Here is a 14,075-nt window from a genome sequence, read left to right as displayed (position 1 = left end):
GAGGATTCGGCATGGACGTTCTGACCACCACCGAGATGGAGCGCGCCGATCGGCTGACCATCGCAGCCGGCACGCCGGGCTTTGCGCTGATGATGAGCGCCGGCCAGGCCGTCGCCGAAGCCGCGATGGACCTGGTCGAGGAGGGGCCCATCGTCGTGGTCGCCGGCCGCGGCAACAATGGCGGCGACGGCTTTGTCGCCGCCGCCGAGCTCGCCGCGCGCGGTCGCGAGGTGTCGGTGATCCTGCTTTGCGAGCGCGACAGCCTGCAGGGCGACGCGGCGCTGGCAGCGAAGGGCTGGAAATATCCCGTGCTGCCGTTCAACCCGCAGGCGATCGGCAAGCCGGCACTGATCATCGACGCGCTGTTCGGCGCTGGGCTCAATCGCCCGGTCAAGGGCGACCCGCTGGAGATGATCGCGGCCATCAACGCCAACGGTACGCCGGTGCTGGCGGTCGACCTGCCGAGCGGTATCAACGGCACATCGGGCGCTGTCATGGGCGCGGCCGTGCAGGCGACCGAGACCGTCACCTTTTTCCGCAAGAAGCCGGCGCATCTGCTGCTGCCCGGCCGGATGTATTGCGGCCGGGTGCGCGTCGCCGACATCGGCATCGATCCGCAGGTGCTCGACGAGATCAAGCCGCTGACCGCGGAGAACGTGCCGCAGGCCTGGCGCTGGTCGTTTCCGGTGCCCCGGATCGATGGCCACAAATACGCAAGGGGCCACGCCGTCGTGGTCTCCGGCGACATCGCTTCGACCGGAGCGGCGCGGCTCGCCGCGCGCGCGGCGCTGCGCGCAGGCGCCGGCCTCGTGACGCTGGCCTCGCCGCGCGATGCGCTTGCCGTCAACGCGGCGGCGCTGACCGCGGTGATGGTGCGCGCGGTCGATAACCCGATCCAGTTCGCCGAACTGCTCGACGACAAGCGCCTCAATGCCTGCGTGATCGGGCCCGGTGCCGGGGTCAGCGCGCGCACCCGCGACTTCGTTCACACCACGCTGTCGGCGCGGCGACACCTGGTGCTCGACGCCGACGCGCTGACCAGCTTTGCCGGTTCGCCGGACCGGCTGTTCGAGGCGATCAAGGCCTCCGACGGTCTTGGCGTGGTGCTCACCCCGCATGAGGGCGAGTTCCCGCGCCTGTTCAGCGATATCTCCAACAAGCATCCCGGCCGCTCCAAGCTCGAACGCGTCCGCGCGGCGGCCGAGCGCTCCGGTGCGGTGGTGCTGTTGAAGGGCGCCGATACGGTGATCGCATCTCCGGACGGCCGCGCCACCGTCGCCGGCAACGCGCCGCCCTGGCTTGCCACCGCCGGCGCCGGCGACGTGCTGGCAGGCTTCATCGCGGGCTTCCTGGCGCAGGGTGTCGCGGCATTCGAGGCCGCCAGCATCGGTGTGTGGTTGCACGGCGAAAGCGCCAGCGAGGCGGGGCCCGGCCTGATCGCCGAGGATCTGACCGAGGTGCTGCCGGCCGTGTTCCGCCGCCTCTATGACGAGTTCGGGATTGAGTATTAAGCGGCTCACGCTTGCCGAAATGGACGCCGCCGCGCGTGTGCACCGCGCGGCGTTCGACAATGCGCTGCCCTCGCTCGCGGGCTGCATACGCCCGACGAAGACCGCTGGTTCTATCGCGAGCGGATGTTTGCCACCTGCACGGTGTGGGGCGCATTCGACGGCGGGGCGATGAGCGGCGTGATCGCGTTCCACGACGACTGGATCGAGCAGCTCTACGTGTTGCCGGCCGCGCAGGGCCGCGGCATCGGCGGCACGCTGCTCGAGATCGCAGAGCAGGGTGCGGACCGGCTGCAACTCTGGACCTTCCAGCGCAACGCGCGGGCGCGCCGCTTCTACGAGGCGCGCGGCTTTGCCGCGGTCGAGCAAACCGACGGCAGCCGCAACGAGGAGAGGGAGCCGGACGTGCGCTATCTCTGGGCGCGCAGGGCCGGCGGATGACATATTGATCGGATTGACTGACCCCAGGCGGATCCGGGGAACAGGACGGGGCTCACGGCGGGGCGAAAGATCATCTGGCAATCGGCCACCATTTGAGCACTTAATGCCTGTATCGACGAGCGAATGTACCCTTGAGCCTCGAGGCTGCGTGGTACGGACCGGAGCAACATGACGAGTCCCTGCCGCGTTCTAATGATCTATCCGAAGTTCGTTCCAGACTCGTTCTGGAACTATACGGAAGCTTGCGAACTCGTCGGCGCGAAGTATCCGGCGGCGCCACTCGGACTGATCACCGTCGCCGCCATGCTGCCGAAGCATTGGGAGGTTCGGCTCGTCAACCGTAACACCGAGCCTTCGACCGACGCGGACCTTGACTGGGCCGACCTCGTCATGATCGGCGGCATGCTCAACCAGCAGCCTGATTTTCTCCACCTGATCGATCTCGCCCACCGGCACGGCAAGCTGGTATGTGTCGGTGGGCCTGATGTCTCCTCGAGCCCGCACCTTTACGCGGATGCGGACTTCCAGGTGATCGGCGAGGCCGAACACATCATCAAGGAATTCATCGCCGCCTGGGAACGCGGTGAGCGCAAGGGCGTGTTCACCGCCGAGAAATTCAAGATCGACGTCACGCTAAGCCCGATGCCCCGCTACGATCTGATCAAGTTCGATCATTATCTCTTTATTGGCGTGCAATATTCGCGTGGCTGCCCGTTCACCTGCGAGTTCTGCGATATTATCGAGCTGTACGGGCGCGTACCGCGCACCAAGACCCCCGATCAGATTCTTGCTGAGCTGCAAGCGCTCTACGATCATGGTTATCGTGGGCATGTTGATTTCGTCGACGACAATTTCATCGGCAACAAGAAAAACCTCCGCATCTTACTGCCGCGGCTCAAAGCCTGGCTGGAAGAGCGAGACTATCCGTTCGAGTTCTCGACCGAAGCCTCGATCAACATCGCCGATGACAGCGAGCTGTTGCAGGCAATGAAGGACGCGAACTTCTTTGGAATTTTCGTCGGCATCGAGAGCCCGGATCCAGAGACCCTCGTGCAGATGAAGAAAAAGCAGAACACCAGGCGCAACATCGCCGAGAGCGTTCACAAGATTTACGACTATGGCATGTTCGTCACCGCGGGTTTCATCGTCGGGTTCGATACCGAGAAGGTCTCGATGGCGCAGGCGATGATCGACTTCATCGAGGAGGCGAGCATTCCAGTCTGCATGGTTGGACTGCTCTATGCGCTGCCTGGCACACAGCTGACTCGGCGGCTGGCCCAAGAAGGCCGCCTGCACGAAGGCCATGATCTCATGAAGGTCGAACAGGCGGGCGACCAATGCACGCTCGGCTGCAATTTCGAAACCAAGCGTCCGCTTCGTGACATCCTTGTGGACTACAAGGCTGTGCTCGGGCACGTGTTCAGCCCGGCGGCATATGCAGGGCGGCTGTCGCGGCTTTCCGTCATGCTCGACCGGTCCGATCGGCGCCGCGATCTGCCCGATGGCGACGTGCGCACGAAGCTTGGCGGCATCGAGGGCGTACACAGGATCATGCGGACCCTGCCGGAGGTTCGCGAGCCGTTCTGGAAGACCTTCGTCGAGGTCGCCAAGTCCAACCCAGGCGCACTGCGCTACATTGTGATGCTGATGGCGCTGTACCTGCATTTCGGGCCGTTCTCGAAGCACGTGATCGGTGAGATTGACCGCCGGATTGCCGAACTGGATGCCAAGCCTCCGGTAAGGGTCGCGGAGCTTGTGCCGCGAGCTCGGCTGGACGCCGTTTGATGGACGGCAAAGTTCGCCGGCGGGGCCGCGGGATCTGCATGCGCCAGCCCGCGAGCTGTCGCTGATCTCCAAGCGGCGCAGCAGGATCACGATTGAGCAGCCCGTGCGTCTCGCCGATTTCATCGCATCAGCGCGCCGCCGCCGTCCGGACGGTATCGATTGCGCCAATCCACGCCATTTCAAGAATGAGGACCGCGAATGACCGTCTATGTGATCGCACTGGTGAAGTTCACGCAGGAGGAATACTACCGCCGTTATCAGTCCCGCTTTGCCGGCGTGTTCAAGGCCTTCAACGGCCGCCTGCTGGCGGCCGATGAGAGGCCGAAGGTTCTCGACGGCGAGTGGACCCGCGACAAGGTCGTGATCATGGAATTTCCCGATGAGACGGAGGCGACCCGCTTTCTCGACTCGCCGGCCTATCAGGAAATATCCAGGGATCGCATCGCTGGCGCGACCGTGCTGTCACTGCTGGTGAAGGGGCTGCCGTAGCCGCTGTGAGCAAGGACGAGGGCCACACCGGCGCGTGGGTGGCGCTGCTTCGACTCAGGCAACGTCGGTGGAAAGCGAGACGCTCTTCCACGCATCGAATTCGGCTTGCAGCAGCTTCATTTTGTCCTCGACCAGCCGCACGGCGTCGCTGCCGAGCAGCAGATGCGCCGGCGGATCGGCCGACAGTGCGAGTTTCAACATCGCGTGCGCGGCCTTTTGGGGATCGCCGACCTGCCAGCCGCTCAGTTCCATGCGGCGTTTGCGGATCGGGTCGATGACGGCGTCATAGTCTGCGATCGACCTTTCGGCTCGTACCATCGATCGTCCGGCCCAGTCGGTGCGAAAGCCGCCCGGCTCGACGGCGGTGACCTTGATGCCGAGGTCCTTGACTTCCTTGCCGAGGGTTTCCGATATCCCTTCCAGCGCGAACTTGCTGCCATGGTAGTAGCTGAGGCCGGGCATCGTGATGATCCCGCCCATCGACGTGATGTTGAGGATGTGCCCGGCGCGCCGCTTGCGCATGAAGGGCAGCACCGCCTGGATCATCGCGACCGCGCCGAAGACGTTGACCTCGAACTGGCGTCGCAGATCGTCGATCGATGATTCCTCCAAGATGCCCTCGTGGCCATAGCCGGCATTGTTCACGAGAACGTCGATCGCGCCGATCCTGCGCTCGACATCGGCGACCGCGGGCGCGATGGCCTCGGTGTTGGTGACGTCAAGAACCACCGGGCGCGCACCTGCGCCGAGCGCTTCGAATTTCCGCTTGTCGTTCTCGTTGCGCACGGTGCCGGCGACGGTATGGCCGTCGGCCAATGCTGCCTCGGCCAACGCGCGGCCGAAGCCGGACGAAACGCCCGTGATGAGGAAAGTCTTTGCCATGGAGATGTCCTTCAGATCGAGATTGCAGGCTCGATATAGGCGACTTGATTAGTGCAATAATCGGCATAGAATGGCATGACCTGATGCAGATAATCGAACAATGCAGCACGCTGGCCTTTTCGAGCTGAACGCCGTCGTCGCGATTTCAACGCATCGCAGCTTTCGTGCGGCCGCGACTGAACTCGGCATCTCGCCCTCGGCGTTGAGCCATGCGATCGCCGCCCTGGAAAAGCGGCTTGGCGTGCGCCTCATCAACCGGACGACGCGCAGCGTCGCGCTGTCGGAAGCCGGAGAGCGCTTCCTCGCCAGGGTCAGCCCCGCGTTGCGCGAGATTGCCGGCGCGATGGAGGATGTGAACGAGTTCCGGGATACGCCCGCAGGAACGCTGCGCATCAATTTGAAGGAGCGCGCCGCGCACCAGATCCTCCGTCCGGTCGTTGCAAAGTTTCTTCGGCGCTATCCCGACATGAACGTCGAACTGACACTGGAGGGACGTCCCATCGATATTGTCGCGGAAGGTTTCGATGCCGGCATCCGGCTGGCCGAAGCCGTGCCGCAGGACATGGTCGCGATCCCCTGCGGCCCGGACACGCGCTTCATCGTCGTTGGCGCGCCCGACTATTTCGCACGCGCTTCCGTGCCGCGGTCTCCGCTTGATCTGCTCGCCCATGAATGCATTCGCAGGCGGATGCCGAGCGGCAAGCTCTATCACTGGGAGTTCGAAAAGCGCGGCGGCGAGCAGATGGTGGTGGATGTCCGGGGCAGGCTGACCCTCGACAGTGACAGCCTGATGGTTGAAGCCGCACTCGACGGCCTGGGACTGGCGTTCGTCAGCGATTTCTGGGTGATGGAGCATCTCGCCGCCAGTACCCTGCGAGCCGTGCTGGACGACTGGACGCCGCCCTTTCCCGGCTTGCGCCTCTACTATCCGAGACACCGGCACATGACGGCGGGGCTTCGTGCTTTCGTCGACATGATACGGGAAGATACGAAGTCGGCCGCCAGGGGTGGGGTGGTCCGTTCACCTCCGGCCAAGCGATCGGGCGATCATCGCAGGCGGGCTTGAGTCGTCGAACTCAGAGATCGGGCCAACATGAGGCCATCTACAGATGTGGCACCACTTCGACGTTCGCCTTGAGGAGTGCTGAAGCCGGTGTGCCGTTCATCAGCTCGTAGGAAAATCGCGTCTCAAAATAGTCGCCGCCGAGAAAGCCCTTGTTCGGGCTGTAGGCGGTGCTGGTCTCATTGTCGGCCCAATATTTTCCGCGCTTGGGGCTGACGAGAATCTTCTGCGGGCGCATCGGCCCCATCGAACCATAGTTGATCCGGCAAACGTGATCTTGCAGCACGATAATTTTGACGGCGACGGTACAGTCCGGGCAGAGGCTGATCCTTGGGACGCGGCAATTCGCGTTGAAGCCTCCTCTCGCGTTGGCCATGCCGGTCGCCAACACCGACAGGATCAGCAACGCAACGTAGAAAATGACGATCGAGGTTCGAGACATCAGAAGGATCTTGCCTGCAAGGGCTATTCGGTGCCCGCATCGGGCTCGGCCATACTGGAACACTTCCCGGCGAACGGCACGTTACGTTTTATTGCCCAAGATTGTTGCCAGAGACGAATCGGAAATGCCGCGTCTCTCGCATGAGAAGAGCCGGCATTGATCGGCTGGAAACAAAATGAAACGCGCCGTGTTTTCACGAGACTGTTGATGGACGCGCGGAGAGGCGCGGGCTAAGGCCCAACGACATTCTCTCTCGTATCATCCGGAAACTGTCCCGTGAGTGGCAGGCAAAACGATTTCCTCGCTCAGGCGCTGCAACAGGGCGCAATGGCGCTCCGAACGCAGCAGTTCGCTCAGGCGGAGCAGATTGCGGCCAACATCCTGAAATCCAGCCGCACAGACAGGAACGCAGCGCTTCTGCTCGCCCATGCTTTGAGGGGACAGAAGCGGGAAGCCGAGGCGATTGCGCCGCTCGAGCGGGTTGCGCGCCGCGGCGACGATGGCGAGGTCGAGACCTTGCTTGGCGCATTGTTGTGTGGTGCGGGGCGGGCCACGGACGGCTTGGCACAGCTTCGGCACACGGTTGCACGCCGCCCGCCATATCTCCCTTCATTTCAGGAACTCGCCGGGCAGCTTGCCAAGGCCGGTCAATACGACGAGGCGATCAGCACGGTCGAGGCCGGCCTCGCGCTGGCCCCCGACAGCGTCGATCTGAAGCTTGATCTCGGGCGGCTGCTGCATGATACCGATGACTTCGCGCGGGCTGCGCATGTCCTGACCGCCGCGCGCGATGCTGCGCCGGGACGCCCCGATATTCTCAACCAGTTCGGGCGGGTCCTGGTCCTGCATGGCGACTACGCCGCGGCCGCGGATGCTTTCCGCCGCGTGCTCGCCCAGTACCCTGACGATCGCTCGACCCGCGCCTACCTTGCCACATCGCTCTTCGAGCAGGGTGAGCGCGACGCTGCCGAGGCGGCGCTGCGCTCCGTCATTCGTGGTCAGCCCCAGCTTCTGGGACGCGCGGCGTTCGTTATGGCCGCAGGATCGCGTGGCCGCTTCTTCTTCGCGCGGAGCGACGCTGCGCGATTCCTCGGCGGGGAAGCAGGCTGAGCGGATCGGACGTAATCTCGTCGCGCCTCAGGCCCTGAAGTTTCTCCGGTAGAGGTTGGGCTGTCGCTTGAGCTCACCCCTGAACTCGCCGACGCGCTTGGCCTCTTCCGCGGTGAATGACGATGCCTGCGCAGTCCAGTCGTCGCGCTTGACCGGAATGCATTGCGCGATGGGGGTGCCTTTGGGGAGGACACCTCGGAAATTCCGGTCGTGCCAGTACGCCGGGAAGTGCACCCAGTTGTCGGCATAGAGGTCGGAATTGACCAGGCCGCTGAGCGTGGTGAACGGCAGGTCGAAGCGGTTGACGGGATGCGTGAAGTAGATTGCGTAGCCGTCGGGCGCCTCGACGGTCCATAGATTGTGGAATTTGAGAAAGAAGCGGCCCGCTTCGAACAACGGCGTGCCGCTGACCTGACCCGGGTCGTGAAATCCGATCGGCGAGCGCGGAAATTCGGGTGTGCCTCCCGGCGGCAGGTCGTGATCCCAGGTGATTTCGCCGTCCTCGACCTTGAGATCGCAGACCAGTGGCAGCAGGTACCCGCAGGTCATCGCGTCAACGAACGGCGGGCAGCGCTTGATGGTGTCCTCGTCGTGCAGGTTGATCGAGGAGAAGGCCGTCGCCGGCATGGTCTTGAGCCAGTCGGGAACGCCCTGCGCTGCCGGGACCGGTCGCGGGATCAGTCCTTCGAGCTGTTTCGGACAGCGAAATTTGAGCGTCAGCTTGTTGTTGTTCGTCATTGGGCGCTCCAGTGCGCCCGATCGACCTACATGATGATGTCGTGAATTCTCGCTCACGATCGATTGATGGCGACCTCAGCCATGCGTCAGACAAACGCCAATCCGTTGCCGCCCTCATCGGAAGCAGGGGCACACACAATCTGAAGCAAACGGGAAACGCCGCACGCGCTAGCTCACGAGATACTTCGCCACCGCCGGCTCGTTCCATTCGATGCCGAGCCCGGGACCGCGGGCCGTCACTGCGCCGTCTATGATCTCGGCGGGCCTTGCGAGGATCGCGCCGGCGAAGTCGAGGAACTCGAGCCAGTGCGCGGTCGGCGCCACCGCCAGCAGATGCGCGCTGACTTCCGCGAACAGATGGCTCGACATCGGGATCGATGCGGCATCGGCCTGTCCCGCGACCTGCATCCAGCCGGTGACGCCGCCGACCTTCATCACGTCGGGCATGATGAAGTCGGATGCGCCGGCCGCGATCGCCTCGGCGAAACCGCGGGGAAACCACCAGTTCTCGCCGGCCTGGATCGGCGTCGGCGAGGTCTCGCGGACCCTGGCGTGGCCGGACAGGCTTTCCTGCGGTACCGGCTCCTCGATCCAGTGCAGATCGTAGGGCGCAAGGCGGGCGATGCGGCGGGTGGCTTCCGCCGGATCGAGCGACTGGTTGAAATCGATCATCAGCGCGATGTCGGGGCCGAGCAGGGCGCGCACGCCCTTCACGACGCGCTCGTCATTGGCGGCATCGCCGTCGCCGCCCTTGATCTTGATGCCCTTGAAGCCTTGGTCGAGCGAGCGGCGCAGCGCGCGCTCGTCCGCTACGGGATCGACCGCGCCATAGCTGTCATAGGCCTTGATCGGCCTCGCCTAGCCGCCGAGCAGCGCGACCAGCGGCCGGCCGCCGAGCTGACCGAGCACATCCCAATAGGCCATGTCGAGGCCCGACACGGCCATACCGACCAGACCCTGCGCGCCGAGCAGCCGGAACTTGGCATCCATCGCCTTCATCAGATCAAACGGGGCGACCGGCCTGCCGATCAGCTCGCGACCGATCTCCTCGATCAGATAGCAGAGAGGGTGAAGTGTGAGCTTGCTGTAGGCGAAGATGTAGGTGCGGCCGATAACTCCTTGATCGGTTTCGACATCGATCAGCACCAGCGGACCGGAATCGATCACGCCAAACGCGGTCTTCACAGGACGCTTGAGCGGCACCACGACGCTTCGTGCCTTCACTCCGCGAATCGCTGCAACTGTCTGGCTCATCGGTGCTTCCTTTGGCGGTTTCCACTTCTTGTTATTGGACACTGTACCATCGCAGCAGCCGCGGCGCGGCCCAATCGGTCGCGACCTGCTCGATCAAATAGCGGCCCGGATATTCGGCGAGGAAGGCGATGCGCTGGGTCTGGCCCGGTTCGACCGCGAGCGTGTCGAGCCAGAACGGCTTCCAGCCATCGTCGAGCCGGTCGAGCAGACGGAAGTGATGGCCGTGCAGATGAAAGGCGCTGGCGATTGCGCTCGGGTTGGTCAGGGCCAGCACGACGGTTCGGCCTGCCTTTGCCTGAAAAGCCGGGGCGGTGGAGGGCTTGAACTCCGCCGGGCGGAACCAATCGGTTGGCGTGCCGAGCGCCAGATCGAATCTCGCTGCACTCTTGAGATCGAGCTGGGCGGGCATGTCATTACCCGGCAGCGGCGGGGCCGGCGGGAACGGCGCCGTTCGGATCGGCGGTTCGTCCGAGACAACCAGCTTGCCGACCGGGCGGGCCTGCTTGCCGTCGTGCAGCAGGATCGGGAATCTGGTTCCGGCCGGACCGGTCGCATCGACAAAGACGTCCGTACGGCCGCCCGGAGCCAGGATCAGCGCACCGTTGCGGGCCGGGAACGGTTCGGCCGGCTGGCCGTCGATCGCCATCACGCGGACGTCGAGGTTCTCCAGCTTGACCGCCAGCACACTGCGTTGGCTGCCATTGATAAAGCGGAGTCTGAGACGGGCATTGGCCGGTGCCGAGATATCGTATGAGGTCTTGCCGTTAATTGTATGAATTTGCGTCGAATCTTTCGGATCCCTTCCGGGCGGGACCGCGGTTCCATCGGACTGCAGGCGCCACTCCTCGATCAGCAGGACCTCGTCGCGATCGACCGCCACCGGCGAGGTGCCGGTCACGATCAGCGGGCGCGGTCGTGCCGGCGCCGTGCCATCCCCGAACAGCGGCTCGCACAAGAACGTGCCGGCATGCAGAAGCGGCAGCTGAAAGGTATCCTTTGCCCCGGCGGCAAGGGGCGCCCGGGAGGCCAGCGGCTCCGCGGCCGGGACGCCATCGAGCCCGCGGCAATCAAGTGCGGCTGCAACCGGCAGCTCGTTGCCGAACGTCACGTCGAGGACCTCGCCGCGCTTGAAGCGGAGGTCGCCACTGCCGAGCGACCAGACCGGGGTCTCCGGGGTGCCCGGACGAAGCAGGATGCGGTCGGTTTTGGCCTGCAACGCGACTGCCGTCCGGCCCTGTGCCCAGCCGGGGCTCGGCCAAGCGGGGCAAAGCGCCGCGGCGCCGAGGCCGGCGATCAGGTCGCGTCGGGTGAGGGAAAATTCGGGACTTGCTGCAGGGCTTGCCATCCGGCCGATGCGGACCATTTTCAAGTGTACCTGTCCAGTCGCGATCGGTCGCAGGGCGGGCTCTCCAGCGGCCATTTTTTTGCTGCGAACCGGTGGGCGCATGTTATAAGCCCGGCCGCCCGCGGCATCGCGGCCGGACTGGATGCTTTTCGCGCGGGCGTGGCGGAACTGGTAGACGCGCTGGATTTAGGTTCCAGTGACGAAAGTTGTGGGGGTTCGAGTCCCTCCGCCCGCACCAAGCGCTTACAGCGTTTGCATGACGAATTCTTGGAGAACCTTGGGCCCCCGAAGGGGACGAGGGTTCGCCGAACCCACAGACGTTAGGCCGCAAGGCTCACCGTCGAACAGACTGGACACTGCCACGGCCGCTCGGGCCGCGGCAAAAGCGGAAGAAGATTGATACCATGCAGGTCACCGAGACCCTCAACGAGGGACTGAAGCACGAATTCAAGATCAGCGTTCCGGCATCCGATCTCGATGCCAAGGCGGGCGCCAAGCTGGTCGACCTCAAGGACAAGGTCCGTCTCAACGGCTTCCGTCCCGGCAAGGTGCCGGTTGCGCACCTGAAGAAGATCTACGGCCGCTCGGTCATGGCCGAGACCATCGACCAGACCATCAGCGACACCAACCGGCAGATTTTCGAAGATCGCGGCTTCCGCCTCGCCGGCGAGCCGAAGATCACGATGCCGACCGAGAAGGACCAGGTCGAGGAATTGCTGTCGGGCAAGACCGACCTGACCTACACGGTCGCGATCGAGGTCGTGCCGCAGATCCAGCTCGCCGATTTCAAGTCGTTCTCGGTCGAGAAGCCGGTGGTCGATGTCTCCGACGCCGACGTCGACGATGCCATCAAGCGCGTCTCCGAGGGCAGCCGTCCGTACAATGCCAAGGCCGAAGGGGCGGCGGAGAAGGGCGACCGCGTCACCATCAGCTTCAAGGGCACCATCAACGGTGAAGCCTTCGAGGGCGGCACCGGCGAGGGCATCCAGGTCGTGATCGGCGCCGGTCAGTTCATTCCGGGCTTCGAGGAGCAGCTGATCGGCATCGGCACGGGCGAGACCCGCACGCTGAAGGTCCCGTTCCCGAAGAACTACCTCAATGAAAAGCTCGCCGGCCAGCCGGCCGAGTTCGAGACCACGGCGACGCTGATCGAGGCGCCCGGTGAGGTCACGGTCGACGACGAATTCGCCAAGACGCTCGGCCTCGAGTCGCTCGACAAGCTAAAGGAGCTGATGCGCGAGCGCCTGACCGCCGAGTTCGCCGGTGCGACCCGCCAGAAGGTCAAGCGCGCGCTGCTCGATCGGCTCGACGAGAGCCACAAGTTCGAGGCCCCGCCGTCGCTTGTCGCGGAAGAGTTCAACTTGATGTGGAACTCGATCAAGGCCGAGATGGACTCGACCGGCAAGACCTTCGCCGACGAGAACACCACCGAGGATGCGGCCAAGGACGAGTACCAGAAGATCGCCGACCGCCGCGTCCGCCTCGGCCTCGTGCTCTCGGAGATCGGCGAGAAGAACAAGATCACCGTGACCGACGACGAGGTCTCGCGCGCTGTCATCGAGCGCGCGCGCCAGATGCCGGGCCGCGAGAAGGAAGTCTGGGATTACTACCGCAGCAACGCCCAGGCGCTGGCCCAGCTCCGCGCCCCGATCTACGAGGACAAGGTCGTCGACTTCGTCCTGGAGCTCGCCAACGTGACCGAGAAGAAGGTCTCGAAGGATGAGCTGTTCAAGGATGAAGACGCCGAGAAAACTGCCGCTTAATTGCGGCACCTCGCGTTAATGATGAACCGTGAAAGCACGCCTGCGACGGGCCTCCGTCGCTAGGCGCGCCGACGCGAATCGGCTTGAACTTCTGCGACCTGCCCAGTTGGCTAGTGCCGGTCTTGTCGGCCGGAAATTGGCCCATATCTGGGTTAAGCCTTAACGTTCTGCATCACCCCTAACCCTTGGGTTCTTTCATGCGCGATCCCGTTGAAACCTACATGAACCTCGTGCCGATGGTCGTCGAGCAGACCAATCGCGGCGAACGCGCCTACGACATTTTCTCGCGCCTGCTGAAAGAGCGCATCATCTTCGTCACCGGTCCGGTGGAGGACGGCATGTCGACGCTGACCGTCGCGCAGCTGTTGTTCCTTGAGGCCGAGAATCCGAAGAAGGAAATCTCGATGTACATCAACTCGCCGGGTGGCGTGGTGACGTCGGGCCTTGCGATCTACGACACCATGCAGTTCATCCGTCCGCCGGTATCGACGCTGTGCACGGGGCAGGCGGCCTCGATGGGATCACTGCTGCTGGCTGCCGGCGAAAAGGACATGCGCTTCTCGCTGCCGAACTCGCGCATCATGGTGCACCAGCCGTCCGGCGGCTTCCAGGGCCAGGCCACCGACATCATGCTGCACGCTCAGGAGATCCTGAATCTCAAGAAGCGCCTCAACGAGATCTACGTGAAGCACACCGGCCAGACCTACAAGGCGATCGAGGACGCGCTCGAGCGCGACAAATTCCTTACTGCCGAGGATGCCAAGACGTTCGGTCTCGTCGACAAGGTCATCGACAAGCGGCCGGAAGACCCGTCGGCGGCCAAAGCTGCCTGACGACGCCGGCTGATCTGGACAGGCGACCCGGGGCGTCGGTGTGATCTCCACATTGACGCCTCACATAGTCGGCAAAGCAGGACGGCGGAGTACCTCGCAAGCGCATACGCGGGGCCAGAAAGTTCCGCTTTCGTGCTCATGGCCCGGCGTGGTAATCCCGCAACGTTCCATGGATTTCGACGCGTATTCCACGTACGATCGTGGAAAATCACGGTATTGTCACGGTCTTGAGCCTGCCCCCCGATTAGCGAATTCTTGATAGTCGGGTGCCAGCATGGTTGGCTGTAATGCATCGGCTATGATCGCGGAGATTCGAATAAACCGTGATCCACACGGTCAGTATTGCGTAGGGTCTTTTTTGGTACGGAATTTGCTCTATCTACCCAATACTCCGGTTTTGTGCCGGATTGGGTCGATCTGGC

The 14,075-nt window shown here is 63.8% G+C and carries 13 protein-coding genes, 1 tRNA gene and 1 pseudogene; 9 read left to right on the top strand and 6 right to left on the bottom strand.

The features are described 5' to 3' along the window. Positions 1-11: 11 nt before the first annotated feature. The 4 genes and pseudogenes from ACVIGA_RS01455 (at position 12) to ACVIGA_RS01440 (ending at position 4,223) form a co-directional block, all read left to right on the top strand. The gene (locus ACVIGA_RS01455) at positions 12-1,511 is read left to right on the top strand and encodes an NAD(P)H-hydrate dehydratase (protein ID WP_456665030.1); all 1,500 of its coding nucleotides are present in this window, start codon (positions 12-14) and stop codon (positions 1,509-1,511) included. Next, positions 1,486-1,949, top strand: a pseudogene (locus tag ACVIGA_RS01450) (GNAT family N-acetyltransferase). The gene ACVIGA_RS01455 and the pseudogene ACVIGA_RS01450 overlap by 26 nt, the downstream one beginning before the upstream one ends. A 168-nt stretch (positions 1,950-2,117) precedes the next feature. After that, complete coding sequence (locus tag ACVIGA_RS01445) at positions 2,118-3,734, top strand: B12-binding domain-containing radical SAM protein (RefSeq protein ID WP_456665029.1); 1,617 nt, start codon at positions 2,118-2,120, stop codon at positions 3,732-3,734. 198 nt (positions 3,735-3,932) lie between these two features. Beyond that, positions 3,933-4,223 (top strand): DUF1330 domain-containing protein, encoded by a 291-nt coding sequence (locus ACVIGA_RS01440; protein WP_375774994.1) that lies wholly within the window; start codon positions 3,933-3,935, stop codon positions 4,221-4,223. 54 nt (positions 4,224-4,277) lie between these two features. Here the strand turns inward: ACVIGA_RS01440 and ACVIGA_RS01435 are convergent, their stop codons facing one another. Beyond that, positions 4,278-5,105 (bottom strand): oxidoreductase, encoded by an 828-nt coding sequence (locus ACVIGA_RS01435; protein ID WP_456665028.1) that lies wholly within the window; start codon positions 5,103-5,105, stop codon positions 4,278-4,280. Positions 5,106-5,205: 100 nt separating this feature from the next. On the opposite strand from ACVIGA_RS01435, the gene ACVIGA_RS01430 reads away from it, so the two are divergent. Continuing rightward, positions 5,206-6,171, top strand: coding sequence for a LysR family transcriptional regulator (locus tag ACVIGA_RS01430; protein ID WP_456665027.1), 966 nt, complete (start codon positions 5,206-5,208; stop codon positions 6,169-6,171). A gap of 37 nt (positions 6,172-6,208) precedes the next feature. Here the strand turns inward: ACVIGA_RS01430 and ACVIGA_RS01425 are convergent, their stop codons facing one another. Next, a complete protein-coding gene (locus ACVIGA_RS01425) occupies positions 6,209-6,610 on the bottom strand; it encodes a hypothetical protein (protein ID WP_456665026.1) in 402 nt (133 codons plus the stop codon). A 327-nt stretch (positions 6,611-6,937) separates the two neighbouring features. On the opposite strand from ACVIGA_RS01425, the gene ACVIGA_RS01420 reads away from it, so the two are divergent. After that, positions 6,938-7,720, top strand: coding sequence for a tetratricopeptide repeat protein (locus ACVIGA_RS01420; protein ID WP_456670716.1), 783 nt, complete (start codon positions 6,938-6,940; stop codon positions 7,718-7,720). Positions 7,721-7,747: 27 nt separating this feature from the next. Here the strand turns inward: ACVIGA_RS01420 and ACVIGA_RS01415 are convergent, their stop codons facing one another. From ACVIGA_RS01415 to ACVIGA_RS01400, 4 genes are all read right to left on the bottom strand, one after another. Then, on the bottom strand, positions 7,748-8,458 hold the full coding sequence (locus ACVIGA_RS01415) for a hypothetical protein (protein WP_456665025.1): 711 nt from the start codon (positions 8,456-8,458) through the stop codon (positions 7,748-7,750). A 168-nt stretch (positions 8,459-8,626) separates the two neighbouring features. Then, the gene (locus tag ACVIGA_RS01410) at positions 8,627-9,253 is read right to left on the bottom strand and encodes an enolase C-terminal domain-like protein (RefSeq protein WP_456670715.1); all 627 of its coding nucleotides are present in this window, start codon (positions 9,251-9,253) and stop codon (positions 8,627-8,629) included. Between the two features lie 63 nt (positions 9,254-9,316). Further along, complete coding sequence (locus ACVIGA_RS01405; RefSeq protein WP_456665024.1) at positions 9,317-9,712, bottom strand: hypothetical protein; 396 nt, start codon at positions 9,710-9,712, stop codon at positions 9,317-9,319. 31 nt (positions 9,713-9,743) lie between these two features. Further along, complete coding sequence (locus ACVIGA_RS01400; RefSeq protein ID WP_456670714.1) at positions 9,744-11,075, bottom strand: multicopper oxidase family protein; 1,332 nt, start codon at positions 11,073-11,075, stop codon at positions 9,744-9,746. Between the two features lie 135 nt (positions 11,076-11,210). Between ACVIGA_RS01400 and ACVIGA_RS01395 the strand changes: the two genes are divergently transcribed. From ACVIGA_RS01395 to ACVIGA_RS01385, 3 genes are all read left to right on the top strand, one after another. Further along, a tRNA-Leu gene (locus ACVIGA_RS01395) sits at positions 11,211-11,295 on the top strand. A gap of 166 nt (positions 11,296-11,461) precedes the next feature. Then, positions 11,462-12,820: a trigger factor gene (tig, locus tag ACVIGA_RS01390; protein ID WP_456665023.1), complete on the top strand. Its 1,359-nt coding sequence runs from the start codon at positions 11,462-11,464 to the stop codon at positions 12,818-12,820. A 197-nt stretch (positions 12,821-13,017) separates the two neighbouring features. Further along, positions 13,018-13,653: an ATP-dependent Clp protease proteolytic subunit gene (locus ACVIGA_RS01385; RefSeq protein WP_223967219.1), complete on the top strand. Its 636-nt coding sequence runs from the start codon at positions 13,018-13,020 to the stop codon at positions 13,651-13,653. The last annotated feature ends 422 nt before the right edge of the window (positions 13,654-14,075 follow it).

This window comes from Bradyrhizobium sp. USDA 3240, assembly GCF_054063295.1.
The sequence above is the reverse complement of the archived record's forward strand: the minus strand, read 5'-3'. Positions and strand labels throughout refer to the sequence as shown.